Genomic DNA, 25,894 nt, shown 5'->3' with positions numbered 1-25,894 from the left:
TTTTTATATGACTAAGATTTAATTTTTTTGCAGTTATTGCAAATTCCTTTAAGTGTTATATTTGATGATGTTACATCAACTCCGAGTTCATTTGATAGTGTTATATTTAGATTATCTAAAACTTTTGAATCTAAATCATAAATTTCACCACATTTTTCGCATATAAGGTGATAATGACTATCAAGGTTTCCATCAAATTTATCAGGATACCCAGGTATGCTAACTTTTCTTATAAATCCATGTTCTACTAATTGAGCTAAATTTCTATAAACAGTTCCTAAACTTAAATTAGGGTTATCTTTTTTTAGATATGTGTAAATAAAGTCGGCAGTAGGGTGTACTCGGTTTTCTAATACAGTGTTTAAAATTAATTCCCTTTGTTTTGAAAATTTCATGATATCACCTACTCTATATAAATATTATATCTTAAAATATACCACATATCATAGGTTTTTAAACATAAATATATTAATAATTTAAGCTTTTTATTTTGAAGTACTTAATTATTTGTTGGTTTATTCTTTCTTTTTATATATTTTCTCTTTATTTTTTTTACTTTTTTCTTAGGATTGCTACTACATCTATCAAATACATCTTCTACTATTTCATCGGAAGAACTTTGATTTTCTAATTTTTCCTTACACGCTATCCGTATTTCAGAAGATAAGGCTAATTCTTCACCTAAAGAAACTAAAAAGGAGCCTAATATACCTAAATCTTCATCATTTTCAATTTCTTGTGAAATTATAGCTGCAAATATAGTTACTAATACTAAATACTGATTAGCCAATCCATTGCAGCATTTTTCTATATCATAGCCTCTATGTATACTCTTAATTTTAGGCATAATACCTCCAATCGTTATGTAGTAATATTTTACAATATGAATATAACATTAAAAATGTTACTATAAATTAAAAAATAGTTTGAATTTATAAATATTATGGTATATACTATCTTAATAAACTTAATAAGACAGTTCGTAAGCCTCCTGTCTATAAATAAAACTACGGTAAAAAACATTTATACAATGTTATAATTATTGTACAAAAAACCGTAGATAAACATTACGGTTTTATTTTTTTGCTAGTAAATTAGGCTAAAAAATAATTTAGTAGGAGATTTAAAATGAGAGAAAATACAAAGAAATTAACAACTTTAGGACTAGTAGCTGCATTATACGCAGTAATTACATTAGCGTTAAGTGGTATAAGCTATGGACCTATACAATTTAGAATGGCAGAAGTAATGGTTTTATTACCTTTACTTGGTAAAGAGTATATATTAGCATTAACTATTGGATGTTTTTTAGCTAATGTCATAGGTCCATATGGTGTACCTGATATAATATTTGGAACATTAGCAACATTTATAAGTACGTATTTAGTTTACTTAACAGGAAAAACTATGAAAGATAAAAAAGGACATTTATTAATAGCATCATTGTGGCCAACTATAGTAAATGCTATAATAGTAGGTATAATGTTAAATAAATTCTTTGGTGCACCATTAATTCTTTCTATGTTACAGGTAGGATTTGGACAATTTGTGGTAATAACTATAATAGGTGTTCCTTTATTTAATATGATAGAGAAAAAATATGGTAAGAAATTAAAGAGTTTATTATAACAAAATTTAATAGTTAATCGTTAAGGAGAAAATATGAAAGAAGCACAAAGCGCTAAAATAATAGGAATAGGTGAAGAAGGTATAAATACCCTAGATTCTATAACTAATAAATTAAATAAAAATATTGATTTAGAAAAAATAAATATAAACCAAGATGTAGACAAAGAATATGTAAGAACCCTTTTAGATGGGGTAGATGTATTATTTTTGACTTATTCAATTGAAAATAAAAAAGCATGTGAAATAGTAAAAGCTATTGGATATATGGCTGGTGAAAGAAGAGTACTATCTATTGGATTGAATTCAGTAGATAAAATAAATAAAGATGAATTTAATATAGATAGAGAAATTAATATGTGTGATGAAAATATAGATAATTTACTATGCTTAATAAATATGATGCTAGATTCTATATTAGATACTTGCATGATAAATATAGATTTAACAGATCTTAAAGAAGTTTTAGCCTCAGATAAAGGAATAAAATACTCATATAATGAATTTGAAAGTACTAAATCTCATGAAGAAATAGTTAAAAATTTATTTGATAATATGAATCAAAGTGGAGAAGAACTTACAGGCAAAAAAGGTATTATACTTTTAGAAATGGGATCAAATGATTTTAAACCAGAAGATATGATTAGTTTAAATAATTTATTAACTTTAATACAAGACTCTTGTGAGGATACTTATGAATCAATATTCTCAATGAACTTAAAGGATAATTTACAAGGAAAAATAAAAGTTGGCTTAATATACAACTAAATAAAAAAGAGATACATTAAATTTATTGAGTGTATCTCTTTTTTATTTATTAAAAAATTATATATATAGAATAAGAAGTCGTATTTTGTGAAATTATAATATAAAAAGCATGAAAGGATGATTATATGCAAAAAAATACTACTAAAAGATGTACAGATGAAAATACATCTTTAAGAGACTTAGTTAACCATGCAAATACACCTTTAGAAATAGCTAAAGAAATAGCTGATGGAGAAAGAGTTTCTAAAAAAATACAAAAGCAATCATCAGTTCCATTTTTTAAAGAAGCTCCTCCGTATGATGAAAAATAATAAAAAAGCCGTAATTAAATTACGGCTTTTTATTTTATCTAAAAATAATTTTATATATTAATCTTTATATTTAAGAATATTATAAAGCTATATGTTAATAATTTAATATATAAATTATTAATAAGGAGAAACTTATGATAAGGAATAGAAAAGTACAAGAACCAATAGTAGCTATAGCAAAAGCAATGATAGAAAGTAATTCTTTAAAAAAAGCACTAGACTTACTACCAATAGATAAAATAATAAATGAAGGAGATAAAGTCGTAATAACTCCTAATTGGGTTAATGATAATGGTCCAAAATCCGCAGCAACAGTTGGACCTAAAACATTAAAAACATTAATACAATATGTAAAAGAGAAAAATCCTTCAAAAGTATACATAGCAACAGGTTCAGGTGGATGCAAAACTACAGATGTAATGGAAAAAGTAGGTTATGATAAAGTTATAAAAGAAGAGGAAGTAGAATTTATAGATTTAAATTATGGGCCTTATATAGATTTAAATTTAAACCATGAAATAATAAAATCAACACCTATAAATAAAGTAATAAATGAAGCTGATGTTATAATTTCATTTACTCAGCTAAAACAACATGAAGAAGCAACTGTAACTGCAAGTTTAAAAAATATAGCTATGGGATGGCCACCAGCCGAAACTCATGGTTATCCTAAAAAACAAACAGGAATACATGAAGATTTACATGGATTTATAAGAGCTATAATGAATAAAATACCAATTGATTTAGCAATAGTAAGTTGTGACAAAGCTATGATTGGAACAGGACCTTCTAATGGAATGGCTGTAGATACACAAGGACTTATAATAGCATCAACAGATCCTTTAGCAGCAGACGCGATAGGATCTAGATTATTAGGTTTTTTACCTCAAGCAGTTTGTTATATATATGGATTATATAAGGATAAACTTGGGGAAGTAAAAACAGAAAATATGACTATAAAAGGTATAGATTTGCAAGAAGCAGAAACAATGTTTAGTAAAGCGGCATATGGAAGTAAAAATGTTATGCTTGACAAAGATAAAATAAAAGATATACATGGAGAATAAAAATAAATAGTATATTGACAATATTTTACGTAAATAGTATATTAAAAATATTAACACAAAGTGGTGTTGAAAGAGCAAAGAAGCTCCATAGACTTATGTCTATGGAGCTTTTGTTTATTAATTTTAAACCTTATAAATAAATATTGATAAAGGGAGAGATAAAAATGTATAATTTTGAAGTTAAGACAAAAATAAAATTTGGAAAAGATTCATTAAAGTATCTTGAAGAAATAAAAGGGAAAAAAATATTAGTAATAACAGATCCATTTATGGTTAAGTCAAATACAATAGAAAAAATACTAGTACATCTTGTAAACTCTTCATATGAAGTTTTTAGTGATATAGTTCCAGATCCACCAATAGAGACTATTGTAAGTGGAGTAGAAGTGTTTAATAGAGTAACGCCAGATGTTATTATAGCTTTAGGAGGAGGATCAGCTATAGATGCTTCAAAGGCTATAATGGACTTCTCTAAAAGAATACTAAAAGTATCTGATGTAGAATTTATAGCTATTCCAACAACAAGTGGTACAGGTTCTGAAGTAACATCTTTTTCTGTAATAACAGATAAACAAAAAGGGGCTAAGTATCCATTAGTTTCAGATGAACTTATTCCAAATATAGCAATATTGGACCCTGAATTAGTAAAAACAGTACCTAACTTTATAACAGCGGATACAGGTATGGATGTTCTTACTCATGCAATTGAGGCATATGTCTCATCGGATGCAAATGATTTTTCGGATGCACTTGCTGAAAAAGCTATAAAACTTGTGTTTGAATATTTAACTAAAGCTTATAAAGATGGAAACGACTTATGTGCTAGGGAAAAAATGCATAATGCATCATGCTTAGCAGGACTTGCATTTAATCAAGCGTCACTTGGTATAAATCACTCTATAGCTCATGCAATAGGAGGTAAGCTTCATGTACCTCATGGTAGAACAAACTCAATATTATTACCACATGTAATAGAATTTAATGCTGGGATAGAAGGATATAGTAATTCTAAGTACTCTGAGACTGCTCAAAAGTATGCTCAAATAGCTGAGTTATTAGGATTAAATAATTCTAATGTAAGAATAGGTGTAAAAAGCTTAATCAATGAAATAAAGAAAATGCAAAAAGAAATGAATATGCCACAAAATCTAAGCCAATGTAATGTGAATGCATCAGATGTAAGTAGTGTTGAAGATGATATAGCTATTTTAGCAATAAAAGATGCGTGTACTATTACAAATCCAAAACAAGTTACAGAAAAAGATATAATAGACATATTAAATAAAATCAAGTAATATAAAGCGTCAAAAACATTCTAAAATCGTCAAATTCATTCAATAAAGGAAAATGTTTTTATAAAATTGTAATTATATATTGACAAATATAAAACAAAAAATTATAATAAAAGTATCACAAAGGCGTGATAACTTATTTGAAAGCAATGAGGCTTCTTGAAGATATGTATTTATATGTCTTTTGGAAGCCTCTATTTAGTTATAAAAAGTTATTAAAGAAAGCAGGGTATAAATTGGCAGAAGATACTAAACAAAGAGTCATTCAAGAATATGTTCCAGGTAAACAAGTTACACTTGCTCATATTATAGCTAATCCTAATGAAGATATATATAAGAAATTAGGACTTGTTATTGACAAAAAAGATGCAATTGGTATTTTAACAATAACGCCGAGTGAAGCATCAATAATAGCAGCAGATGTTGCAACAAAAGCATCAGGCGTATCATTAGGTTTTATAGACAGATTTAGTGGATCTTTAGTTGTTACAGGAGATGTAAGTTCTGTAGAATCTGCACTTGATGAAGTGTTACAAGTTTTAGGAGATATGTTAAACTTTACATCTACTAAAATAACGAGGACATAATAATGAAAAATATAATTTTTATGGGAAAGACAGGCAGTGGTAAAACTACTTTATGTCAAAAATTAGATCAACTAGAAATTAAATATAAGAAAACTCAATCAGTAGAACTTTATAACAATGCAATAGATACTCCAGGAGAGTATATGGAAAATAGATCATTATACAATGCTTTAATAACTACATCAGTAGATGCAAAAGTTATAGCAATAGTATATGATTGTACACAAGAAGAAAACTATATAGCACCAGGTTTTTCCAGTATCTTTTGTAAAGAGGTGATTGGAGTTATAACTAAAATTAGTAAGGCTAATAGTGAAGAACAAATAAACTTAGCTCAAGAAAGATTAGAATTAGCTGGAGCTAGTAAAATATTTAAAGTAGATACTATAGAAAATATAGGACTAGATGAACTACTTGAATACTTAAGTGAACTTTAATAGTAAACATAATTTTTTAGATATGTTATACAATTAAATAATATATTTGTAAATACTATTAAGTATTTACAAATATATTTTAAGCGAGGGAAATGTTATGGAGAAGAAAATACTGTTAGTTGATGATGAACCACTTATAAGAATGGACATAAAAGATACACTAGAAGATAGAGGATACAACATAATAGGAGAAGCTTGCGATGGATTTGAAGCTGTTGAAATGTGCAAAAAATATAATCCTGATTTAGTGATTATGGATATAGATATGCCAATTTTAGACGGTATAAAAGCAGGTAAAATAATATCTAAAGAAAATTTAGCAGGTGGAGTACTGTTATTAACTTCTTTTGAAGACGAGGACCATATCCAAAAGGCTAAAAATATTGGAGCTTTTGGATATTTAGTAAAGCCAGCTAGTGAAAAGATATTAATACCTACAATAGAAATGTGTTTATCAAAAGTAGATGAATTTGAAAAAATGAAAAAAGACTTAGAAAAAGTCAACTCTAAGCTAACTGAAAGAAAGATAATTGAAAGAGCAAAAGGAATACTTATAAAAGAGTTTAATATAATAGAAGATGAGGCTTATAATAGGATAAGAAAACTTAGCATGGATAAAAGAACAACCATGGTTGAAATAGCTAAAATGATTATCATTGGATATGATGAATAAAATGATAAGAGAGATATGTAGAGAACATACACATTTAAGTGGATGTGAAATTGAAAAAATTATAGAAGTTTCAAAATCTTTAGACTTAATGGCAAACTTATATAACAGTGATGTTTTTATAGATGTATTAAGTAAAGATAAAAATGAAGCTTTTGTTGTATCTCATGCTAAGCCTAAAAATAAATCTCTATATAAAGAAATCGTTATAGGTAAAAGAGCTTTAAATGAAAATGAACCAGGAGTAATAGAAACATTAAACACAGGTATTACGACAAGGAATATAAAAGCTCTGACACAAGAATGTAAGGTTGTAAGCCAAACTATACAACCTATAAACTTAAATGATAAAGTTATAGCAGTATTAATAGTAGAAGAAGAGCTTGTTCTTAAATCAGTAGCAGTAAGAGAAGCTCATCATAGAGTTAAAAATAATCTTCAAACTATAATATCGCTTCTTAGAAAGCAAAGTAGAATATCTAATAATGAAGAAGTTAAAAATTGTTTAGATAATATAACAAATAGAGTATTTGCAATATTATCAACACATCATTTATTATCAAAAGAAGTTAATAATAATATCTCTATACTAAGTGCAATGAATCTATTAGTAAGCAATATCCAAGGTGGCTATTGTGACAATAAAGAGATAAACATTTGCATAGAAGGAGAAGATTTCAAAATAAATGGTGAAAAGGCAACTGCATTATTATTAGTTATGAATGAAGTTATACAAAATTGTTATGACCATGCTTTTGAAGGACGAGAACATGGAAATATAAAAATAGCAGTAAATAAAGAAAATGATTATAAAAGTATAGTTGTTATTGATGATGGAATAGGGTTTCAAGAGAAGCATGTAAATGAAGAAAGTTTGGGAACCTATATAATTGATAGCTATATAAAACAAGTATTAAAAGGAAATATAGAAAGAGATTCAAATGAAAGAGGAACAAAAATTTCAATAAAAATACCATCTACAAATTAATATATAAAACTAATAACTAAATCTACAAAGTAGTAGTGTTAATTGAGCAAAGGGGCTTAAGGTTATTAATAAATTAGGTAAATTTATACTTATATTTATTATAGCTTTAAGCCTCTTTGCTTGTTTAAGACATACTTTGAGTATGGAGGTGAAATAAATGAGAGAAGAGTTATTAAGTGTTGGTATTGATATTGGAACAAGTACCACACAGCTTATATTTTCAAAACTAATAGTTGAAAATATGGCATCAAGTTTTTCAGTACCTAGAATAAGTATTGTTGATAAAGAAATGATTTACAAAAGTGAAGTTTATTTTACTCCGTTGATTTCAAATACTGAAATTAATAGAGAAAAAATAAAAGAAATAGTAGAACTTGAGTATAAAAAAGCTAATATCAACAAAGATGATATTCAAACTGGTGCAGTTATTATAACTGGTGAAACTGCAAGAAAAGAAAATGCAAACGATGTACTTCATAGTTTAAGTGGTTTTGCAGGAGATTTTGTAGTAGCCACAGCTGGACCTGATTTAGAAAGTATAATTTCTGGAAAAGGTGCTGGAGCTCATATTTACTCAAAGGAACATTCAACAACTGTTGTAAACCTAGATATAGGAGGAGGTACAACAAATTTAGCACTTTTTAAAAGAGGTGAAGTTTGTGATACTGGATGCTTAGATATAGGTGGAAGGCTTATAAAAATAGACAAGAGTACTAGAAAAATAACTTATATATCACCAAAGATTGAAAGAATTATAAAAGATAATAAATTCAATCTAAGTCTTGGAAGTATAGCTACTCTAGAAAATATTAGTCCAATAGTTGATATTATGGTTGATTTATTACTTGAAAGTGTTGGTTTAAGAAATCAAAGTGAATTATTTGATTATATAGTTACAAACAAAAATATCAAATTAGATGAACCTATAAAGTGTATATCTTTCTCTGGTGGAGTTGCTGATTATGTTTACTATGATGGAGAAATTGATGATTACTTTAAGTATGGTGATATTGGAGTTTTACTTGGACAAGCAATTAAAAATTGTGAAGAGTTCAAAAAACTTGAAATTGTAAGATCAATGGAAACTATAAGAGCTACAGTTGTAGGAGCTGGTTCTCATACAACAGAGGTTAGTGGAAGTACAATAACTTACACTAGTGAAGCTTTTCCACTTAAAAACCTACCAGTTTTAAAATTATCAAAAGATGATGAAGTTGGAGATAGCAAGCGTATAAGTGAGGCTATAAAAAATAAACTTAACTGGTTCAAATTAGAAAACGATCTTCAAAAAGTTGTGATTGGAATTGAAGGAAAATCTAATCCAAGCTTTTTAGATATACAAACTTATGCAGAGGGCTTAGTCAGTGGAATGAAAGAACTTATAGAAAATGATTTACCTTTCATAGTTATTGTAGAAAAAGATATGGCTAAAGTTTTAGGACAAAGTATGTATTCGAAATTAGACTTTAAAAAGCATGTAATATGTCTTGATAGTGTTAAAGTCGAAAATGGAGACTACATAGATATTGGTAAGCCAATAGCAGATGGACAAGTATTACCAGTAGTAATAAAAACACTGGTTTTTAATTAATAAAAGGAGGAAAGCAGATGATTTTACAAACAAAATTATTTGGACATACTTATCAGTTTAATGGATTATATGATGTAATGGCCAAGGCTAATGAAGAAAAGTCAGGAGATAAATTAGCAGGTGTTGCAGCAAACTCTTCAGAGGAAAGAGTAGCGGCTAAAGTTGTTTTATCTAACATAAAGTTAGAGGATATAAAAAATAACCCAGCAGTTCCTTATGAAATAGATGAGGTAACAAGAATAATATTAGATGATTTAAATGAAAAGATATATGAAGAAATAAAAGACTGGACAGTATCAGACTTAAGAGAGTGGTTATTAGATTCTAATACTACAAGTGCTGATATAGCAAGAATTTCTAGAGGTTTAACTTCTGAGATGATAGCAGCAGTTGCAAAATTAATGTCAAATATGGATTTAGTTTATGCAGCTAAAAAGATAATAGTAAAAGCTCATTGTAATACAACAATAGGAGAACCAGGAACTTTATCTGCAAGACTTCAACCAAACCATCCAACAGATGATCCAGATGGAATATTAGCATCACTTTTAGAAGGTTTAACTTATGGTATAGGAGATGCTGTACTTGGATTAAATCCAGTTGATGACTCAGTTGAGAGTGTAACAAAAGTGCTTAAGAGATTTGATGAAGTTAAAAAGAAATTTGATATACCAACTCAAATATGTGTACTTGCACACGTTACAACTCAAATGGAAGCTGTAAGAAAAGGTGCTCCAACAGACCTTATATTCCAATCTATAGCTGGTTCTGAAAAAGGAAACGAAGCTTTCGGATTTAATGCAGCGACTATTGAAGAAGCTAGACAATTAGTATTAAAGCAAGGAACTTGTACAGGTCCAAACGTAATGTACTTTGAAACTGGTCAAGGTTCAGAGCTTTCATCAGAAGCACATCACGGAATAGACCAGGTTACTATGGAAGCTAGATGTTATGGATTTGCAAAACGTTTTAGTCCATTCTTAGTTAATACAGTTGTTGGATTTATAGGACCTGAATACCTATATGATGCAAAGGAAGTTATGAGAGCTGGTCTTGAAGACCACTTTATGGGTAAATTAAGCGGATTACCAATGGGTGTTGATGCTTGTTATACAAACCATATGAAGGCAGATCAAAATGATATAGAAAACTTAGCTATTTTATTAACTGCAGCAGGATGCACATACTTTATGGGAATACCTCATGGAGATGACGTAATGCTTAACTACCAAACAACAGGATATCATGAAACAGCATCACTTAGAGAGATGTTTGGATTAACTGCAATAAAAGAGTTTGATGAATGGTTAGAAAAGATGGAATTCAGTAAAGATGGAAAATTAATAGAAAAAGCTGGAGATGCATCTATATTATTAGGATAGGAGGTCTAAGTTATGAATGAAAAGGATTTAAAAGCATTAGTAGAACAATTAGTTGGCCAAATGGTTGGTCAAGTTGATACAGACGCTATAAAAGAGGTTGCAAATAAAGTTAGTGAAACTATGGTTGATAAAAACGCTTTTATAGATGATATAACAGAAGTAGATATAAAAAAGCAATTATTAGTTGAAAGCCCAAAGGATAGAGAAGCGTACTTAGATATGAAAGCTAAAACTCCTGCGAGAATAGGAACAGGAAGATGTGGTGCTAGATATAAAACAGCTACTGCTTTAAGAGTAAGAGCAGACCATGCAGCGGCTCAAGATTCAGTTTTCTCATATGTATCTGAAGAATTTATAAAAGAAAATAACTTATTTGAGGTAGAAACTTTATGTACTCATAAAGATGAGTATTTAACAAGACCAGATCTTGGAAGAAGATTCTCAAAAGAAACTATAGATAAAATAAAATCTAAATTCGGTACTAACCAAAAAGTATTATTAATGGCTGGTGATGGTTTAAGTTCAGCAGCAATAGAAGCTAACTTAAAAGATATAGTACCATCTATAAAGCAAGGTTTAAAAATATATGGAATAGATTCTAGTGAAATATTATTTGTTAAACATTGTAGAGTTGGAGCTATGGACCACTTAGGTGAAGAATTAAAAAGTGAAGTTATATGTATGTTAGTTGGAGAAAGACCAGGTCTTGTAACTGCTGAATCAATGTCAGCATACATTGCATATAAACCATTTATAGGAATGGCAGAGGCTAAAAGAACAGTTATATCAAACATACACAAAGGTGGAACTACAGCAGTTGAAGCTGGAGCACATATAGCTGATTTAATAAAAACTATGTTAGAGAAAAAAGCTTCAGGTATAGATCTTAAATAATTCACATAGGAGGAAATTAAAATATGAAAAATGATGCGATACGCCCTAATGTATTAGGAGTTAAGATAATTTCAAATATAAGTCCAGAAATGGCTAAAAAATTAGATTTACAACCACATCACAAAAGTTTAGGTTTAATAACAGCTGATTGTGATGATGTAACATACACTGCACTTGATGAAGCTACAAAAGCAGCTGAAGTAGATGTAGTTTACGCTAAGTCAATGTATGCTGGAGCTGCAAATGCTTCAACTAAACTTGCTGGTGAAGTTTTAGGTATAATAGCAGGACCAAGCCCGGCTGAAGTAAGAAGTGGATTAAATGCAGTCTTAGATTTCATGGAATATGGATCAACTTTCATAAGTGCTAATGATGATGACTCAATAGCATACTATGCACATTGTGTATCAAGAACAGGAACATATCTTTCTAAAGTAGCAGGAATAAGAGAAGGTGAAGCATTAGCTTACTTAGTAGCACCACCACTTGAAGCGATGTATGCTTTAGATGCAGCACTTAAAGCAGCAGATGTAGAGATGTGTGAATTATTTGAACCTCCTACTGAAACAAACTTTGGAGGAGCATTACTTACAGGTTCTCAATCAGCTTGTAAGGCAGCATGTGATGCTTTTGCAGAAGCGGTTAAAGCTGTAGCGGATAACCCAACAGGATTTTAAGGTTAATAAATGATTAATGCTTTAGGATTAGTTGAAACAATTGGTTATGTTGCTGCCATAGAAGCTTTAGATGTTTGTTTAAAATCTGCAAGTGTAAAAGTTGTTGGAATACAAAAGGTTGGACAAGGAATTGTAACAATTGAAGTAACAGGAGATGTTGGAGCGGTAAAATCAGCTGTTGAAGCAGCTTCAGATGCTGTAGGCAGAATAGGTACTCTAAGAGCAACTCATGTTATACCAAGACTACACAATGATGTATATGAAACTATCTTCAAAAAAGAAGAAGCAGTTTTTGAGGAAAATACTCAAGTAGAAGTTCAAGAAGATATTGTTAAAAAAGAAACTCAAGTGGAAATACAAGAAACATCTATTGAAGAAAATACTCAAGTAGAAATTTCAAAGAATGAAAAAATAGAAAAAATTAAAGAAACTATAGAGGTTAAAAAAGAGTTACCTGAAGCTAGTAGCGATAAAAAGGTAAGACCTAACTTATCAAAACTTAGCGTTAAGGAACTTAAAAACTTAGCAAAGTCATTAGAATCAAAGATGACTTATAAAGAATTAAACTCTTTAAAGAAAGAAGATTTAATATCTTTAGTTGATAAGTTTTATAGAGAGGATGAATAAAAATGACACTTCTAGATAAAGATTTAGTATCTATACAAGAGGTTAGAACTCTTGTTAAAAGTGCTAAAGTTGCACAACAAAAGCTTCAATCTATGAGTCAAGAACAAATAGATAAAATAGTAAAGGCTATAGCTGATGCAGGATATGAAAATGCTGAAAAATTAGCTAAAATGGCAAATGAAGAAACAGGATTTGGTAAATGGGAAGATAAAATAGTAAAAAATGTTTTCGCATCTAAGATGGTTTATGAAAACCTAAAAGATACAAAGACTGTTGGAATAATCGGTGAAGATAAAGAAAATAAAATAATAGAAATAGCAACACCAGTTGGAGTTGTGGCAGGTCTTATACCTTCAACAAATCCAACATCAACTGTAATATATAAAGCAATGATATCTTTAAAAGCTGGAAACGCTATAGTTTTCTCACCACATCCAAATGCAAAAAAATGTATACTTGAAACTGTAGACATAATAAGAAAAGCAGCAATTAAAGAAGGTTGCCCAGCTGAAGCTATAGGATGTATAACTACACCTAGTATTCAAGGAACTAATGAATTAATGAAGCACAAAGATACTTCATTAATATTAGCAACTGGTGGAGAAGCAATGGTTAAAGCTGCTTACTCTTCAGGAACTCCAGCTATAGGGGTTGGACCTGGAAATGGACCAGCTTTCATAGACAAAACTGCTGATGTAGCTTTAGCAGTTAAAAGAATATTAGATTCTAAGACTTTTGATAATGGAACTATATGTGCATCAGAACAATCTATAGTAGTAGAAAAATCTATGGAAAATATTGTTGTAAATGAATTAAAATCACAAGGAGCTTATCTTTTAAATGAAGAAGAAAGCAAAAAATTATCAAAATTCATAATGAGAGCTAATGGTACTATGAACCCACAAATAGTTGGTAAAAGCGTAGATACTATATGTAAGTTAGCTGACTTAACAAATGTGCCAAGTTCAGCTAGAGTACTAGTAGCTAGAGAAACTAAAGTAGGTCATGATGTAGCTTACTCAAGAGAAAAGCTTACACCAATATTAGCTTTCTATGTTGAAGAAAATATAGATGCTGTAATGACTAGATGTAGAGAGATATTACTAAATGAAGGTGCAGGACATACTTTCTCAATGCACGCAAATAATGAAGAATTAGTAAAAACATTTGCACTACACATGCCAGTATCAAGAGTACTTGTAAATACTCCTTCAGCACTTGGTGGAATAGGTGGTTCAACTAATATGATACCAGCTTTAACATTAGGCTGTGGAGCAATAGGTGGAAGTTCAACATCAAATAATATAGGTCCACTTGATTTAATAAATATTAAAAAAGTTGCTTATGGAGTTAAAGAAATAGAAGAATTAAGAGGAAGTAAACCACAAGCTTCAAACTTAAACATAGATTTAAGTGGTAAAGAAGAATTAATAGATATGTTAGTTAAAAGAATTATACAAGAATTAAGATAGTTAAAATTGTTTAAACAAAAAATTAAAATAAATTATAAATTATAAATTTTGGAGGTAATTATTATGGCAAACGCAAACGCATTAGGAATGATAGAAACTAAAGGATTAGTAGGAGCAATAGAAGCAGCAGACGCTATGGTTAAAGCAGCTAACGTTCAATTAGTAGGAAAGGAACAAGTTGGTGGAGGATTAGTTACAGTAATGGTAAGAGGAGATGTTGGTGCAGTTAAAGCAGCTACAGATGCAGGAGCAGCAGCAGCTGAAAGAGTTGGAGAATTAGTATCAGTACACGTTATACCAAGACCACACTTTGAAGTAGACGCTATATTACCAAAATATAGCGAAAAGTAGAAACAAAATATAAAGTAAATATGTGCTACCGATTTAGGTAGCACATTTTATACATCTGATTGGAGGTGTGAGGATATGGCTGTTTTAACAGAAAGTGAAGTTAGAAAACAAGTAGGTGGTAAAGAATTAACTGAGTTTTATGTGCAAAAAGGGCGAATAATAACTCCTTCAGCAAAATCTTATTTAAAAGATAGAAATATTCTATTAAAGTATGTTGATTCTTTAGATGAAATCCAAAAAGCTAATGAAAAAGAAGCTAAAAAAGAAATTGAAAAAGAAAAAAAATATAAATATGTTACAGTATTTGGAGCTAATTTAGATGAAAAGCCTGAACATATGACTTCTTTAAGAGGAAACTTACTTGTTTTTAAAGATCATAAAACAATAGTTTTAAGAGGTAAGATAGATTCTCTAGAATCAAAGATTTTAGAAACTCAAATCTTATGTCAAAAAAATGATATGAACAAGTTGCTCAAAGATCTCCAAGAGGTTTTAGATTTTGTAAGAAATATAATGAGATGTGAAGTTTTAGAAGAAAAGCTAGATGACTTTAAACTTTTAGGATTAACACCTCAAGAACTTAGAGAACAATCTCATTATCCTAAAAAGTACTTTGGCATAGGTCATGAATTCCCAAGTTACGAAATGGGAGAGATGGTAGTTGCTATAAATAGTATAAGGAGTCTTACAAGAGAAGCAGAACTTGCTGCATATGAAGCTTTTAAAGGTGAATATGGTCAAGTTGACAGAGAAGATTTAATTAAAGCGTTAAATAGATTATCCTCAGTATTTTGGATCATGATTTACAAAATTAGGACAAATAAGTATAAATAGTTGGAGGATATCATGGAAGATTTATTAAAAAGCATCGTAGACGAAGTTGTTAATCGAGTAAAAAAAGAAGCTTTTATAGAAGTTGAAGCATCAGGTAGACATATACACTTAAGTAGAAAAGATATAAATTCTTTATTTGGAGAAGGTTACAATCTGACAAAATTAAAAGATTTATCTCAACCTGGTCAATATGCTTGTGCTGAAAGAGTTACAATAAGTGGACCTAAGGGAGAGTTAAAAAATGTTATAGTACTTGGACCTGAAAGAAAAGAAACTCAAGTCGAAGTATCTTTAACAGATTGTTCTTCATTAGGTCTAAAGGCACCTATAAAGCAAAGTGGAGATTTAAGTAATACTTTAGGTGTAACAGTATCTACTGACAAAGGAAGTATAACTTTAGAAAAAGGGCTTATGGCAGCTAAAAGACATGTTCATATGACACCAGATGATGCTAAAAAGTTTAATGTTTCTGATAATGAAGTAGTTCAAGTTAAAGTATTTGGACAAAGACCACTAATATTTGATGATGTTATTATCAGAGTAAATGAAAATTTTGAAACATTTATGCATATTGACTATGATGAAGCAAATGCTTGTGGTTTTTCTAAAGGGTGTTTAGCTAGAATAATAAAAAATAACCTATAAGGCAGGTGCTATTTATGGATTATAATAAGCTGATAGATCTTATAGTTGATGAAATATATAAAAAAATTAATGACTCTAAAGTAAGTGAAGTAAAAAAATTACCTAAGTGTGTAGTTCTTTGGGAAAAAGATGAAAATAGATTTAACCTATTAAAGAATAATTTTGAAGTTTTAAGTTATGATGAGAGTATTAGAGAATCAGATATAGTTATAATATCTAGACTTTGCCTAAGAGGTCTTTCTAACTTATCTATTGGAAATTCTACATCTAATGAAGAAAGATTCATACTTAAAATGCTTATGATGGGTAAAAAAGTTTATATAATGGAAGATGGGCTTGAATATAAGCGATATAAATCTAGTGCACCAAAAGCACTATACAATAAATATATATCTTTTGAACAAGAACTTAAAAAGTTTGGTGTAAACGTTATAAAAGACATATTCAACATATTAGATGAAAATAAAAGCACTTCTAAAGAAGAAATTAATAATTCAAATGAGACTATAATAGATAAAGCTATAGAGGTTACTGATGAAGTTCTTGATTTAAGAAATAAAAAGCTTATATCAGAATCTGATTTAAGAAAGCCGCAAATGAATGGAGTTAGCAAAATTTTAATAGGGAAGAAAAGTATAGTTACTCCACTTGCTAATGATTTTATAAGAATACATCATTTAAAATTAAATAGGGTATAAAGGAGATATTCTTATGGAAATTGGAAAAGTAGTTGGTAATGTATGGGCAACAAGAAAAGATGAAAAGCTATGTGGACAAAAACTTTTAGTAGTTAAACTTTTAAAAGATAAGGTAACTTATAAGGATGGATTTTTAGTTGCAGCAGATAATGCTGGCGCTGGTAATGGAGACTTAGTATTAATAACTAAAGGATCTGCAGCTAGAGAATCTTTAGAGCATAAATCTGTTCCAGTTGATGCAACAATAATTGGTGTTATTGATTCACTAGAGGTTTGTGATGAGTAAAAGCATTGGTGCTATAGAGTTTAGAAGTATTGCAAAAGGATTTGAAGTATCTAATGAAATAGTAAAAAAAGCCTCTGTTGAGGTTTTATATTTAAAAAGTATATGTCCTGGGAAATTTATTATAATCATAAGCGGAGATACTGGCGAAGTTAATACAGCTATAGACTATGGAATAAGTATTACAGATGGATTTATAGTAGATAGTTTTGTTATAAATGCTGTACATGAGAGTATAATAGATGGACTTAAAAATAAATATAAACATACTGAAAATATTAGCTCCATAGGAATTATGGAGACTAATAAAGTATGTGCTGGGTTAAAAGCATTAGATAAAACTTTAAAAAGTAGTGATGTTAATCTTATAAAACTACAACTTTCTTTTGCAATAGGTGGAAAGCTTGTATATATAGTATCGGGAAGTTTAAGTAGCATAAATTATGGAATAGATGAAGCTAAAAATATATTAAAAGTTAAAGACATAGTATGTACATCAGTAATACCATCTGTAGATGAAAAAATAAGAAAAAATTTAATAGGGAGGTAATAGCCATGAGTATAAATGAAATTATAATGTATATAATGGTAGCATTTATGGTATTAGGTGCTATAGACAAATGTATCGGAAACAAATTTGGGCTAGGAGAACAATTTGAAGAAGGTATTATGGCTATGGGTTCACTTGCAGTAGCAATGGTTGGAGTTATATGCTTAGCTCCAGTATTAGCAGATGTACTTAGACCTGTAGTAGTTCCTTTATTTGATATGCTAGGTGCAGACCCTGCTATGTTTGCAGGTTCTATATTAGCAAATGACATGGGTGGAGCACCACTTGCAATGGAACTTGCAAAAGATCCTAATGCAGGTTTATTTGGTGGACTTATAGTAGGAGCTATGATGGGACCTACTATAGTATTTATAATACCAGTGGCACTTGGAATAATCGAGAAAGAAGACCAAAAGTTCTTAGCAACGGGTATACTTGCAGGTATAATAACTATACCAATAGGAGCTTTTGTAGGGGGATTAGTTGCCGGATTTGATGTAATGATGATTGTTAGAAACTTAGTACCAATAATAATCTTTGCAGTAATAATAGTAATTGGACTATTAAAGTTCGAAAATGCTATGATAAAAGGGTTTACTTATTTTGGTAAAGGTGTTGTTATAGTTATAACTTTAGGACTTGCAGCAGGAATAGTGGAAGCTTTAACAGGAATAGTTGTAATACCAGGTATGAAACCAATTCATGAAGGTATAGCAACAGTTGGAGAGATAGCAATTGTTTTAGCAGGAGCATTCCCTCTAGTATTTGTTATAACAAAAGTATTTAATAAACCTTTAATGGCTTTAGGGAAATTATTAGGAATGAATGATACATCAGCAGCTGGATTAGTTGCAAGTTTAGCTAACTGTATACCTATGTTTGGTATGATGAAAGATATGGATAATAGAGGAAAGATAATAAACGTTGCATTTTCTGTATCAGCAGCTTTCGTATTTGGAGATCATCTAGGATTTACAGCTGGATTTAATTCAGAAATGATGACACCTATGATAGTTGCAAAACTAGTTGGAGGAATAACTGCTGTAATAGTGGCTATGGCTTTAGCAAATAAAACACTTAAAAAGGAGAATGCTTAAAATGGATATGAAAAACATAGACAAAGGAATGTTAGAACAATTAGTAAGACAAATACTAGAAGAAAAAATAAATGGAAGCAAAGATAGTGTTGATTTTATAAGAAATAAAGACGTAAGTGGAATAACTTCTATAAAATTACCAACTGTAAAAGTAGATGAGTCAAATAGACTAGACACAGGAAATCCTAATGATGTAGTTTACACAAAAGACTTATTCAATTTAGAAGAAAGCCCAAGATTAGGTTGTGGAGTAATGGAAATGAAAGAAACAACATTTGACTGGACTTTAAACTATGATGAAATAGATTATGTTATAGAAGGAACATTAGATATAGTAATAGACGGAAGAACTGTATCAGCATCTGCTGGAGAATTAATACTTATACCTAAAGGAAGTAGTATACAATTTTCTGTTAAGGATTATGCAAGATTTATATACGTAACTTATCCAGCTGACTGGGCATCACAAAACTAGTCAATTATATTATAAAAATGAGGCTGTCTCAAAATAGAGGTTAGCCTTATTTTTTATTATTAAATATAATAACTTGACTAGAGTAGTTTAGGTATTGTAGTGTATCAGTAGAGGTGAGTGTATGATTTTAGGAAAAATGTTAGATATAAAAAAAGGCGAAATTATAACAGTTGTAGGAGCTGGAGGAAAAACATCTTTTATTAACTATTTTGCAAAATATTATAAGGATAAATTTAAAGTTTTGTTAACTACAACTACTAAAATATATGCACCAACAGATGAATGTTATAAAGACATATATCTTACTGATAATAAAAATTTACTAGATATTTGCTCAACTAATTCGCCAATACACGTCTCAAATAATATTGTAGTTTACGGTAAGCGTATAAATGAAGAAAATAAAATAATAGGTTTAGATTTTAAAGAACTTGATTTAATAACTCCTAGATTTGATATTACATTTATAGAAGGAGATGGGTCTAAGAGAAAGAAACTTAAAGGTTGGAATAAATTAGAGCCAGTCGTATATACAAATACCACTCAAACAATAGGAATAATAGATATAACATCTCTAGGAATGGATATAAATGAAGAAAATATTCATAGATTAAATGAATTCAAAAAAATAACATATAAATCAGAGGGGATTATTAATATATTTGATATTAAAAATATAGTACTAAATCCTAATGGATTATTTAAATATGCAAAAGGTAAAAAAATACTTTTCATTAATAAAGTAGAAAATATTTATTATGAAGATTTAGCAAAAAAATTGATAGATATAATAAAGAATGAAAATATTGATATAAGTATTTTTTATGGTAGTATAAAAGAGAATATATTTAAATATTAAGATAGAGGTAAAATACATGATAAATGCTATAATAATGGCATCAGGTTTATCAAAGCGAATGGGTGAGAATAAGCTATTATTAAATTTTAAGGGAATACCTATGATAGAATATGCATTTATAGAAATAAGTAAATGTTGTTTTAATGAAGTAATAGTTGTAAGTCAATATGAAGGAATATTAAACTTAAGTAAAAAATATAAATTTAAAAGCGTATATAATAAAAATGCTTATATAGGTCAAAGTGAATCTATAAAGCTAGGTATTTTAAATTCTTCAAAATGTGATGGCTATATGTTTTTTGTTGGAGATCAACCATTTATTGAAAGTCTTTATATAAATAAAATAATAGATAAATTTAATGAAGATAAAAACTATATAATAATACCAAAATACGGAAATAAAAAAGGTAATCCAGTAATATTTCCATATAATAAAAAAGATGAATTATTAAAATTAAAAGATGATGAAAAAGGCAAAAAAGTAGTTAATAAATCTTCAAAAATAAATTATATAGATGTAAGTGAAAATATGTTAATTGACATTGACAATAAAGTAGATTATGAAAAATTTAGAGGTGTGTAAAATGAGACAAATAAAAACAGTGGATGCAGTGGGACAAATACTATGTCATGATATTACTAAAATAATACCAGGAGAATTCAAGGGTAGGGCCTTTAAAAAGGGGCATATTGTTAGAGAAGAAGATATACCCGTATTATTATCTTTAGGGAAAGATAACCTATATGTATGGGAAAAAACTGAAGGTATGGTACATGAAAATGATGGTGCTATATTTTTGAAGGAAATATCAGCTGGAGAAAATTTAGATTTTAGTGAAATAAAAGAAGGTAAAATTGATTTTATAGCATCTCTTGATGGTATGCTAAAAATAGATGTTGATACTTTATTTAAATTAAATTGTATTGATGATATTATGATGGCAACACTTCATAATAATTTCGAAGTTAAAAAGGGAACTAAAGTAGCAGGAACAAGAGTAATACCTCTTTTAATAGAAGAAGAAAAATTACAAGAAGCTAAAAACTTAGTTAAGGATAAAAAGATTGTAAGTGTGATACCATTTAAACCTAAAAAGGTAGGTATAGTTACAACTGGTAATGAGGTATATTATAGGAGAATAGTAGATAAGTTTGGCCCTGTTATAAAAAATAAAGTTAGTAAATATAATTGTGAAATACTAGGACAAACTATATGTCCAGATGATAAAGAAATAATTAAAGAAGCTATAAATGATTTTATAGATCAAGGAGCAGAACTTATATGTTGCACAGGAGGAATGAGTGTAGATCCAGATGATGTTACCCCAACAGCTATAAAAGAAACTGGAGCTGATTTAGTAACATATGGTTCACCAATACTTCCAGGAGCTATGTTTTTACTAGCATATTATGGAGAAGTACCTATAATGGGAATACCAGGATGTGCAATGTATAATAAAACTACAGTATTTGATGTAATCTTACCAAGGATATTAATAGACGAAAAATTAACAAAAGCAGATATTGCATTATACGGTCATGGTGGTCTTTGTATGAACTGTGAAGTATGCACTTATCCTGCATGTAATTTTGCTAAAATATAGTTATTTTAGTGCCCATATTGGTTGACTAAAATAAGTATTTGTTATATCATAGATAATGTTGAATAATGGAAAAATTAAAACTTAAGATAAGAAAGGAAATAACTGAAATGTTACAAGTTACAAATATTGGACTTAGATTTGGTGATAAAGAGTTATTTAAAGATGTTAACTTAAAATTCACTAAAGGAAACTGCTACGGGATAATAGGTGCTAATGGAGCAGGAAAATCAACTTTCCTAAAAATATTAGCTGGAGATATAGAACCAAATACAGGAAGTGTATCTATAACAGATAAAGAAAGAATGTCAGTACTTAGACAGGACCACTTCAAATATGAAGAAGATACAGTTTTAAATGTTGTTATAATGGGACATGAAAGACTTTACTCAATAATGCAAGAAAAAGATGCATTATACATGAAAGAAGACTTCTCTGAAGAAGATGGTATAAAAGCTGCTGAACTTGAAGGTGAATTTGCTGAACTTGATGGATGGGATGCAGAAACTAATGCAGAAAGATTATTAATGGGTCTTGGTATAGAAAAAGACATGCATTATAAGCAAATGAAAGAATTAACTGGTGGAGAAAAGGTTAAAGTATTACTTGCACAAACATTATTTGGTAAACCTGAAATACTAGTAATGGATGAGCCTACAAACCACTTAGACTTCCAATCAATAAATTGGTTAAATAACTTCATAATGGATTTAGAAGATTCTATCGTTATAATAGTATCGCATGATAGACATTTCTTAAACCAAATATGTACAAATATAGTTGACGTTGACTTTGGTAAAATACAAATGTACGTTGGTAACTATGACTTTTGGTATGAGTCAAGCCAATTAGCATTACAATTAGCTAAAGATCAAAACAAGAAAGCTGAAGAAAAGATAGCTCAACTTAAAGAGTTCATCGCAAGATTCAGTTCAAATGCTTCTAAAGCAAAACAAGCGACATCTAGAAAGAAACAATTAGATAAAATAGAATTAGACGATATACAACCATCAAGAAGAAAATATCCATACGTAGGATTTACTCCAGAAAGAGAAATCGGAAATGAAGTATTAGAAGTTGAAGGATTAACTAAAACTGTTGATGGAGTTAAAGTTTTAGATAATGTATCTTTCAGATTAGATAGAGATGATAAAGTAGCATTTATGGGAGACGAAATAGCTATAACTACTTTATTTAACATAATAATGGGAGAAGATACTGCTGACAGTGGTACATTTAAGTGGGGAGTAACAACTTCTCAATCTTATCTTCCTAAAAACCATAACCAATTCTTTGATGGAGTTGAATATTCATTAGTTGACTGGTTAAGACAATACTCAGAAGAAAAGAGTGAAAGTTTCATAAGAGGATTCTTAGGTAGAATGTTATTCTCTGGAGAAGAAGCTTTAAAACAAGCTCAAGTATTATCTGGAGGAGAAAAAGTTAGATGTATGTTATCTAAGCTTATGTTATCAAATGCGAACGTATTAGTATTAGATGATCCAACTAACCACTTAGACTTAGAATCTATAACTTCTGTAAATAAAGGTTTAGAAAAGTTCTCAGGAGTTTTAATATTTAACTCTCATGACCACGAAATGATTCAAACTCTTGCAAATAGAATAATAGAGATAACTCCTGGTGGAATAATGGATAGAAAAACTACTCTTGATGAGTATTTAGAGAATAAGGATATTCAAAAGCAATTAAAAGAAATGTATGGAGATACAAAGAAGTAATTTAATTAAATAAATGCATATTTAATAAATTAAAACTTAATAATTAAGTTTTGTAATACCTTCTATATTCGATAAGATGAAGAACATCTATGTTCTACTTTTTCAAATATAGGAGGTATTTTTATATGTATCTATTTTGCTATGATTTTAGTTATTTGATTTACTTTTAGGTCTACGTTTGTAATAGTATCATATTCATCATGCTCTATTGTAATAGTATCACCATGAACACTCGTAAATGTGCTGTTTTCTTTTTTCCATGATTCTTGAATAAGTTCACTTTCTATTTCTTTAATATTTGTACCTATGAATGTATTTAAGTAATCTTGATAACGATCAAAATTTTCCTTGGATACTTTTTTTCTTTTAGTTTTAGCACTTTATTGCTCTATTAATACTTGTTGATGTTCTTTAGATATATTTTTACTAGATATATTTTTGTTAAATTGTATAAATGAAAATATACCGAATCCAAGTATTAATATTTTAGATGCAAATTTCATACTTATATTCCCCCTATTTTTACTAGATAGCATTAATAATATAGCATATTTTGAAGTGTATGTTAAATAAGGTAGTTAATCTTATTTTCTATTAGAGCAATAATATATTAATTAGTTGCCTATAAAAACCATAAAAAGTACATAATAATGATTATAATGTAAATTATTGTTAGTTGATATGTTTTAATATGAAATATATAATTTAAAACTAGGGGTGAGTAGATTCATGAAGGAACAACCATTAGTGGGTATTACCTATGAACTTATATTTCAAATGTTTAATACATTAATTTTATTAGCTATATTAGGATTAATCGTATATGGTATATATTTTATTACATCTAGAGTTAAAAATAAGAATAAAGAGGAAAATAGAATTATTGAATTAGAAAATAGAATAAAAGAACTAGAAGATAAAATAAATAATGATAAAATATAGATTTGTATCAATAAGAAAGGCTAGACTATGAGAATTAATAATTCATATAGTCTAGCCTCTCTTATTAATATTTAATATGTTAATTCATAAAATTAAAAAAGTGTTCTAAAATAGAACACTTTAGCTTTATCCAATAGATATAGAATATGAAGTTTTAAAAGTTTCTCCAATATTTAATTTATTTATATAGTCTTTATCCTTATACACACCATTAGAATCTATATTATCAGCTAGTCCATACCATGGTTCTATACATAAAAAAGGAGCTGTAGAATTATTGTCCTTATAATAAGGTGTCCATATACCAACTAATGGGAAATTTTTAAAATCTACTTTAATAAAATCACTACTATTATTAGAGTGTATAGAAATTTCATCTATATTAGTATATATTAGTGCATCATTTTTAAATAAATCAGGAGCCAACTCAAGTCTTTCTATACTACCTAAATTAATAGATTTACCGGAGAAAGGTCCGTTTAATTCGATTTTAGTTACATTATTTCTATGCTTAAACTCAAGATAATAATCTTTCAAAGATTCATTATTACTCATAGGAACATTAAAAGCCGGATGAGCTCCTATTGAAAAGTAGATATCTTTAGAATCTGTATTTTTTACAGTCCATTCTATATTTACACTTGATTGTATTAATGTATATTTTATAACTAATTCAAATGAATATGGATACATTTTTTTAGTATCAACATTAGATTTTAAAATATAAGATATAAAATTCTCAGTAGAATCTAAAACTTCAAAATCTAAATCTCTTGCAAATCCATGTTGGTTCATAGAGTATGTATTACCTTCGATAGTTGTTTTATTATCAATAAGTTTTCCTACAATAGGAAATAAAACAGGTGATTGTCTTCCCCAATATTTACTATCACCAGACCATAAAATATCTTTACTTTGATTTTTAGAATAAATTCTAGTAAGTTCAGCGCCAGATTTTTTAGATTCGATTATCAAATAATCATTTTGTAATTTGTTCATAAAATTCCCCCTTAAAAGTATATATTTTTATTATATATTAAATTATTACAACAATATAGCTTATTTTACAAGAATCAAAAAGGAAACAAATGTATTTATTTTTCATAGTATGTATAAAAAAAGGAGTTTTTGACAATGAATAATAATTCAAAAAATAATATTTCATATAATTATAAAAAACAACCATCTTTAAAATATCGTAGCAGACGAAATAGATCTAAATGCAAGCTTAATCATAATGAATTTTGTAATAATTGTTGCTATAATTGTTATAATCATGGGCTTAATTATTCAAATAATAGCCCATGTGTATGCAAAAAAAGAAGACCTGGTTGTTGCAAAATAAATTCATTATGGTGGCTAGTATTTTTACTTTTTATTTAATAATAATTAGAGTTAAGATATAAAATGCGTATGACATAAAGTTATACG

The 25,894-nt window shown here is 28.7% G+C and carries 33 protein-coding genes; 29 read left to right on the top strand and 4 right to left on the bottom strand.

Features of this window, described 5'->3' with window-relative positions:
- Positions 1 to 11: 11 nt before the first annotated feature.
- Positions 12 to 395: a Fur family transcriptional regulator gene (locus tag JWF52_RS01150; protein ID WP_208331523.1), complete on the bottom strand. Its 384-nt coding sequence runs from the start codon at positions 393 to 395 to the stop codon at positions 12 to 14.
- A gap of 104 nt (positions 396 to 499) precedes the next feature.
- Entirely contained in the window at positions 500 to 847 is a 348-nt protein-coding gene (locus JWF52_RS01145; protein ID WP_208331522.1) for a hypothetical protein, read from the bottom strand.
- Between the two features lie 281 nt (positions 848 to 1,128).
- Between JWF52_RS01145 and JWF52_RS01140 the strand changes: the two genes are divergently transcribed.
- From JWF52_RS01140 to JWF52_RS01010, 27 genes are all read left to right on the top strand, one after another.
- Positions 1,129 to 1,629, top strand: coding sequence for a QueT transporter family protein (locus JWF52_RS01140; protein ID WP_208331521.1), 501 nt, complete (start codon positions 1,129 to 1,131; stop codon positions 1,627 to 1,629).
- A gap of 33 nt (positions 1,630 to 1,662) precedes the next feature.
- Complete coding sequence (locus JWF52_RS01135) at positions 1,663 to 2,394, top strand: FtsZ/tubulin family protein (protein ID WP_208331520.1); 732 nt, start codon at positions 1,663 to 1,665, stop codon at positions 2,392 to 2,394.
- 125 nt (positions 2,395 to 2,519) lie between these two features.
- A complete protein-coding gene (locus JWF52_RS01130) occupies positions 2,520 to 2,705 on the top strand; it encodes a hypothetical protein (protein ID WP_042274193.1) in 186 nt (61 codons plus the stop codon).
- A 134-nt stretch (positions 2,706 to 2,839) separates the two neighbouring features.
- A complete protein-coding gene (locus JWF52_RS01125) occupies positions 2,840 to 3,772 on the top strand; it encodes a DUF362 domain-containing protein (protein WP_208331519.1) in 933 nt (310 codons plus the stop codon).
- 164 nt (positions 3,773 to 3,936) lie between these two features.
- On the top strand, positions 3,937 to 5,067 hold the full coding sequence (locus tag JWF52_RS01120) for a 1-propanol dehydrogenase PduQ (protein ID WP_208331518.1): 1,131 nt from the start codon (positions 3,937 to 3,939) through the stop codon (positions 5,065 to 5,067).
- A 233-nt stretch (positions 5,068 to 5,300) separates the two neighbouring features.
- Positions 5,301 to 5,651 carry an ethanolamine utilization microcompartment protein EutS gene (gene eutS, locus JWF52_RS01115; RefSeq protein WP_042274214.1) on the top strand — a complete coding sequence of 117 codons (351 nt, stop codon included), beginning with the start codon at positions 5,301 to 5,303 and terminating at the stop codon, positions 5,649 to 5,651.
- 2 nt (positions 5,652 to 5,653) lie between these two features.
- On the top strand, positions 5,654 to 6,088 hold the full coding sequence (locus JWF52_RS01110) for a EutP/PduV family microcompartment system protein (RefSeq protein WP_042274190.1): 435 nt from the start codon (positions 5,654 to 5,656) through the stop codon (positions 6,086 to 6,088).
- Positions 6,089 to 6,185: 97 nt separating this feature from the next.
- Complete coding sequence (locus JWF52_RS01105; RefSeq protein ID WP_208331516.1) at positions 6,186 to 6,761, top strand: ANTAR domain-containing response regulator; 576 nt, start codon at positions 6,186 to 6,188, stop codon at positions 6,759 to 6,761.
- The gene (locus tag JWF52_RS01100) at positions 6,751 to 7,746 is read left to right on the top strand and encodes a GAF domain-containing sensor histidine kinase (protein WP_286183935.1); all 996 of its coding nucleotides are present in this window, start codon (positions 6,751 to 6,753) and stop codon (positions 7,744 to 7,746) included. The genes JWF52_RS01105 and JWF52_RS01100 overlap by 11 nt, the downstream gene beginning before the upstream one ends.
- Before the next feature lie 157 nt (positions 7,747 to 7,903).
- On the top strand, positions 7,904 to 9,337 hold the full coding sequence (gene eutA, locus JWF52_RS01095) for an ethanolamine ammonia-lyase reactivating factor EutA (protein WP_208331515.1): 1,434 nt from the start codon (positions 7,904 to 7,906) through the stop codon (positions 9,335 to 9,337).
- A 17-nt stretch (positions 9,338 to 9,354) separates the two neighbouring features.
- Positions 9,355 to 10,719: an ethanolamine ammonia-lyase subunit EutB gene (locus JWF52_RS01090; RefSeq protein WP_208331514.1), complete on the top strand. Its 1,365-nt coding sequence runs from the start codon at positions 9,355 to 9,357 to the stop codon at positions 10,717 to 10,719.
- 12 nt (positions 10,720 to 10,731) lie between these two features.
- Positions 10,732 to 11,613 (top strand): ethanolamine ammonia-lyase subunit EutC, encoded by an 882-nt coding sequence (gene eutC / locus JWF52_RS01085; protein ID WP_208331513.1) that lies wholly within the window; start codon positions 10,732 to 10,734, stop codon positions 11,611 to 11,613.
- A gap of 23 nt (positions 11,614 to 11,636) precedes the next feature.
- Positions 11,637 to 12,290, top strand: coding sequence for an ethanolamine utilization microcompartment protein EutL (gene eutL / locus JWF52_RS01080; protein ID WP_042274181.1), 654 nt, complete (start codon positions 11,637 to 11,639; stop codon positions 12,288 to 12,290).
- 9 nt (positions 12,291 to 12,299) lie between these two features.
- The gene (locus JWF52_RS01075; RefSeq protein ID WP_208331512.1) at positions 12,300 to 12,917 is read left to right on the top strand and encodes a BMC domain-containing protein; all 618 of its coding nucleotides are present in this window, start codon (positions 12,300 to 12,302) and stop codon (positions 12,915 to 12,917) included.
- Between the two features lie 2 nt (positions 12,918 to 12,919).
- Positions 12,920 to 14,389, top strand: coding sequence for an acetaldehyde dehydrogenase (acetylating) (locus JWF52_RS01070; RefSeq protein ID WP_208331511.1), 1,470 nt, complete (start codon positions 12,920 to 12,922; stop codon positions 14,387 to 14,389).
- Between the two features lie 63 nt (positions 14,390 to 14,452).
- Positions 14,453 to 14,740: an ethanolamine utilization microcompartment protein EutM gene (gene eutM / locus JWF52_RS01065; protein ID WP_042274179.1), complete on the top strand. Its 288-nt coding sequence runs from the start codon at positions 14,453 to 14,455 to the stop codon at positions 14,738 to 14,740.
- Positions 14,741 to 14,815: 75 nt separating this feature from the next.
- The gene (locus JWF52_RS01060) at positions 14,816 to 15,574 is read left to right on the top strand and encodes a cobalamin adenosyltransferase family protein (protein WP_208331510.1); all 759 of its coding nucleotides are present in this window, start codon (positions 14,816 to 14,818) and stop codon (positions 15,572 to 15,574) included.
- Positions 15,575 to 15,586: 12 nt separating this feature from the next.
- Positions 15,587 to 16,219: an ethanolamine utilization phosphate acetyltransferase EutD gene (gene eutD / locus JWF52_RS01055; protein ID WP_208331509.1), complete on the top strand. Its 633-nt coding sequence runs from the start codon at positions 15,587 to 15,589 to the stop codon at positions 16,217 to 16,219.
- A gap of 14 nt (positions 16,220 to 16,233) precedes the next feature.
- Entirely contained in the window at positions 16,234 to 16,917 is a 684-nt protein-coding gene (locus JWF52_RS01050; protein WP_208331508.1) for a TIGR02536 family ethanolamine utilization protein, read from the top strand.
- Between the two features lie 13 nt (positions 16,918 to 16,930).
- Positions 16,931 to 17,203 carry a EutN/CcmL family microcompartment protein gene (locus JWF52_RS01045; protein WP_208331507.1) on the top strand — a complete coding sequence of 91 codons (273 nt, stop codon included), beginning with the start codon at positions 16,931 to 16,933 and terminating at the stop codon, positions 17,201 to 17,203.
- Complete coding sequence (locus tag JWF52_RS01040) at positions 17,196 to 17,750, top strand: BMC domain-containing protein (protein WP_208331506.1); 555 nt, start codon at positions 17,196 to 17,198, stop codon at positions 17,748 to 17,750. The genes JWF52_RS01045 and JWF52_RS01040 overlap by 8 nt, the downstream gene beginning before the upstream one ends.
- Before the next feature lie 5 nt (positions 17,751 to 17,755).
- Entirely contained in the window at positions 17,756 to 18,847 is a 1,092-nt protein-coding gene (gene eutH / locus JWF52_RS01035) for an ethanolamine utilization protein EutH (protein WP_208331505.1), read from the top strand.
- Positions 18,848 to 18,854: 7 nt separating this feature from the next.
- Positions 18,855 to 19,322 (top strand): EutQ-related cupin domain-containing protein, encoded by a 468-nt coding sequence (locus JWF52_RS01030; RefSeq protein ID WP_042274207.1) that lies wholly within the window; start codon positions 18,855 to 18,857, stop codon positions 19,320 to 19,322.
- Positions 19,323 to 19,443: 121 nt separating this feature from the next.
- Positions 19,444 to 20,181 carry a selenium cofactor biosynthesis protein YqeC gene (gene yqeC, locus JWF52_RS01025; RefSeq protein ID WP_208331504.1) on the top strand — a complete coding sequence of 246 codons (738 nt, stop codon included), beginning with the start codon at positions 19,444 to 19,446 and terminating at the stop codon, positions 20,179 to 20,181.
- A 16-nt stretch (positions 20,182 to 20,197) separates the two neighbouring features.
- The gene (gene mocA, locus JWF52_RS01020) at positions 20,198 to 20,764 is read left to right on the top strand and encodes a molybdenum cofactor cytidylyltransferase (RefSeq protein WP_208331503.1); all 567 of its coding nucleotides are present in this window, start codon (positions 20,198 to 20,200) and stop codon (positions 20,762 to 20,764) included.
- A 1-nt stretch (position 20,765) separates the two neighbouring features.
- Positions 20,766 to 21,785 carry a molybdopterin-binding protein gene (locus JWF52_RS01015; RefSeq protein ID WP_208331502.1) on the top strand — a complete coding sequence of 340 codons (1,020 nt, stop codon included), beginning with the start codon at positions 20,766 to 20,768 and terminating at the stop codon, positions 21,783 to 21,785.
- A 107-nt stretch (positions 21,786 to 21,892) separates the two neighbouring features.
- The gene (locus JWF52_RS01010; RefSeq protein ID WP_208331527.1) at positions 21,893 to 23,521 is read left to right on the top strand and encodes an ABC-F family ATP-binding cassette domain-containing protein; all 1,629 of its coding nucleotides are present in this window, start codon (positions 21,893 to 21,895) and stop codon (positions 23,519 to 23,521) included.
- Between the two features lie 380 nt (positions 23,522 to 23,901).
- Here JWF52_RS01010 and JWF52_RS19125 read toward each other — a convergent pair whose 3' ends face one another.
- Entirely contained in the window at positions 23,902 to 24,024 is a 123-nt protein-coding gene (locus tag JWF52_RS19125) for a hypothetical protein (protein ID WP_286183934.1), read from the bottom strand.
- 226 nt (positions 24,025 to 24,250) lie between these two features.
- On the opposite strand from JWF52_RS19125, the gene JWF52_RS01005 reads away from it, so the two are divergent.
- Positions 24,251 to 24,463, top strand: coding sequence for a hypothetical protein (locus JWF52_RS01005; RefSeq protein ID WP_208331501.1), 213 nt, complete (start codon positions 24,251 to 24,253; stop codon positions 24,461 to 24,463).
- Between the two features lie 126 nt (positions 24,464 to 24,589).
- Here the strand turns inward: JWF52_RS01005 and JWF52_RS01000 are convergent, their stop codons facing one another.
- Positions 24,590 to 25,462, bottom strand: coding sequence for an aldose 1-epimerase family protein (locus JWF52_RS01000; RefSeq protein ID WP_208331500.1), 873 nt, complete (start codon positions 25,460 to 25,462; stop codon positions 24,590 to 24,592).
- A gap of 135 nt (positions 25,463 to 25,597) precedes the next feature.
- Between JWF52_RS01000 and JWF52_RS00995 the strand changes: the two genes are divergently transcribed.
- A complete protein-coding gene (locus JWF52_RS00995; protein ID WP_208331499.1) occupies positions 25,598 to 25,846 on the top strand; it encodes a hypothetical protein in 249 nt (82 codons plus the stop codon).
- The last annotated feature ends 48 nt before the right edge of the window (positions 25,847 to 25,894 follow it).

It is taken from the genome of Clostridium sp. CCUG 7971 (assembly GCF_017590215.1).
Classification (GTDB): domain Bacteria; phylum Bacillota; class Clostridia; order Peptostreptococcales; family Peptostreptococcaceae; genus Faecalimicrobium.
This window is presented reverse-complemented; position numbering and strand designations above follow the sequence as displayed.

Bases quoted from the DNA above. Each gene is read 5' to 3' on its own strand.
- JWF52_RS01120 (WP_208331518.1), top strand. From the start codon at position 3,937: ATGTATAATTTTGAAGTTAAGACAAAAATAAAATTTGGAAAAGATTCA.
- JWF52_RS01060 (WP_208331510.1), top strand. From the start codon at position 14,816: ATGGCTGTTTTAACAGAAAGTGAAGTTAGAAAACAAGTAGGTGGTAAA.
- JWF52_RS01010 (WP_208331527.1), top strand. From the start codon at position 21,893: ATGTTACAAGTTACAAATATTGGACTTAGATTTGGTGATAAAGAGTTA.
- JWF52_RS01100 (WP_286183935.1), top strand. From the start codon at position 6,751: ATGATGAATAAAATGATAAGAGAGATATGTAGAGAACATACACATTTA.
- JWF52_RS01030 (WP_042274207.1), top strand. From the start codon at position 18,855: ATGAAAAACATAGACAAAGGAATGTTAGAACAATTAGTAAGACAAATA.
- eutM (WP_042274179.1), top strand. From the start codon at position 14,453: ATGGCAAACGCAAACGCATTAGGAATGATAGAAACTAAAGGATTAGTA.
- JWF52_RS01135 (WP_208331520.1), top strand. From the start codon at position 1,663: ATGAAAGAAGCACAAAGCGCTAAAATAATAGGAATAGGTGAAGAAGGT.
- JWF52_RS01150 (WP_208331523.1), bottom strand. From the start codon at position 395: ATGAAATTTTCAAAACAAAGGGAATTAATTTTAAACACTGTATTAGAA.
- JWF52_RS01110 (WP_042274190.1), top strand. From the start codon at position 5,654: ATGAAAAATATAATTTTTATGGGAAAGACAGGCAGTGGTAAAACTACT.
- JWF52_RS01040 (WP_208331506.1), top strand. From the start codon at position 17,196: ATGAGTAAAAGCATTGGTGCTATAGAGTTTAGAAGTATTGCAAAAGGA.
- JWF52_RS01000 (WP_208331500.1), bottom strand. From the start codon at position 25,462: ATGAACAAATTACAAAATGATTATTTGATAATCGAATCTAAAAAATCT.
- JWF52_RS01125 (WP_208331519.1), top strand. From the start codon at position 2,840: ATGATAAGGAATAGAAAAGTACAAGAACCAATAGTAGCTATAGCAAAA.
- JWF52_RS01015 (WP_208331502.1), top strand. From the start codon at position 20,766: ATGAGACAAATAAAAACAGTGGATGCAGTGGGACAAATACTATGTCAT.
- JWF52_RS01050 (WP_208331508.1), top strand. From the start codon at position 16,234: ATGGATTATAATAAGCTGATAGATCTTATAGTTGATGAAATATATAAA.
- JWF52_RS01075 (WP_208331512.1), top strand. From the start codon at position 12,300: ATGATTAATGCTTTAGGATTAGTTGAAACAATTGGTTATGTTGCTGCC.
- JWF52_RS01145 (WP_208331522.1), bottom strand. From the start codon at position 847: ATGCCTAAAATTAAGAGTATACATAGAGGCTATGATATAGAAAAATGC.
- JWF52_RS00995 (WP_208331499.1), top strand. From the start codon at position 25,598: ATGAATAATAATTCAAAAAATAATATTTCATATAATTATAAAAAACAA.
- mocA (WP_208331503.1), top strand. From the start codon at position 20,198: ATGATAAATGCTATAATAATGGCATCAGGTTTATCAAAGCGAATGGGT.
- yqeC (WP_208331504.1), top strand. From the start codon at position 19,444: ATGATTTTAGGAAAAATGTTAGATATAAAAAAAGGCGAAATTATAACA.
- JWF52_RS01140 (WP_208331521.1), top strand. From the start codon at position 1,129: ATGAGAGAAAATACAAAGAAATTAACAACTTTAGGACTAGTAGCTGCA.
- eutH (WP_208331505.1), top strand. From the start codon at position 17,756: ATGAGTATAAATGAAATTATAATGTATATAATGGTAGCATTTATGGTA.
- JWF52_RS19125 (WP_286183934.1), bottom strand. From the start codon at position 24,024: ATGAAATTTGCATCTAAAATATTAATACTTGGATTCGGTATATTTTCA.
- JWF52_RS01105 (WP_208331516.1), top strand. From the start codon at position 6,186: ATGGAGAAGAAAATACTGTTAGTTGATGATGAACCACTTATAAGAATG.
- JWF52_RS01130 (WP_042274193.1), top strand. From the start codon at position 2,520: ATGCAAAAAAATACTACTAAAAGATGTACAGATGAAAATACATCTTTA.
- JWF52_RS01090 (WP_208331514.1), top strand. From the start codon at position 9,355: ATGATTTTACAAACAAAATTATTTGGACATACTTATCAGTTTAATGGA.
- eutD (WP_208331509.1), top strand. From the start codon at position 15,587: ATGGAAGATTTATTAAAAAGCATCGTAGACGAAGTTGTTAATCGAGTA.
- eutA (WP_208331515.1), top strand. From the start codon at position 7,904: ATGAGAGAAGAGTTATTAAGTGTTGGTATTGATATTGGAACAAGTACC.
- JWF52_RS01070 (WP_208331511.1), top strand. From the start codon at position 12,920: ATGACACTTCTAGATAAAGATTTAGTATCTATACAAGAGGTTAGAACT.
- JWF52_RS01045 (WP_208331507.1), top strand. From the start codon at position 16,931: ATGGAAATTGGAAAAGTAGTTGGTAATGTATGGGCAACAAGAAAAGAT.
- JWF52_RS01005 (WP_208331501.1), top strand. From the start codon at position 24,251: ATGAAGGAACAACCATTAGTGGGTATTACCTATGAACTTATATTTCAA.
- eutC (WP_208331513.1), top strand. From the start codon at position 10,732: ATGAATGAAAAGGATTTAAAAGCATTAGTAGAACAATTAGTTGGCCAA.
- eutL (WP_042274181.1), top strand. From the start codon at position 11,637: ATGAAAAATGATGCGATACGCCCTAATGTATTAGGAGTTAAGATAATT.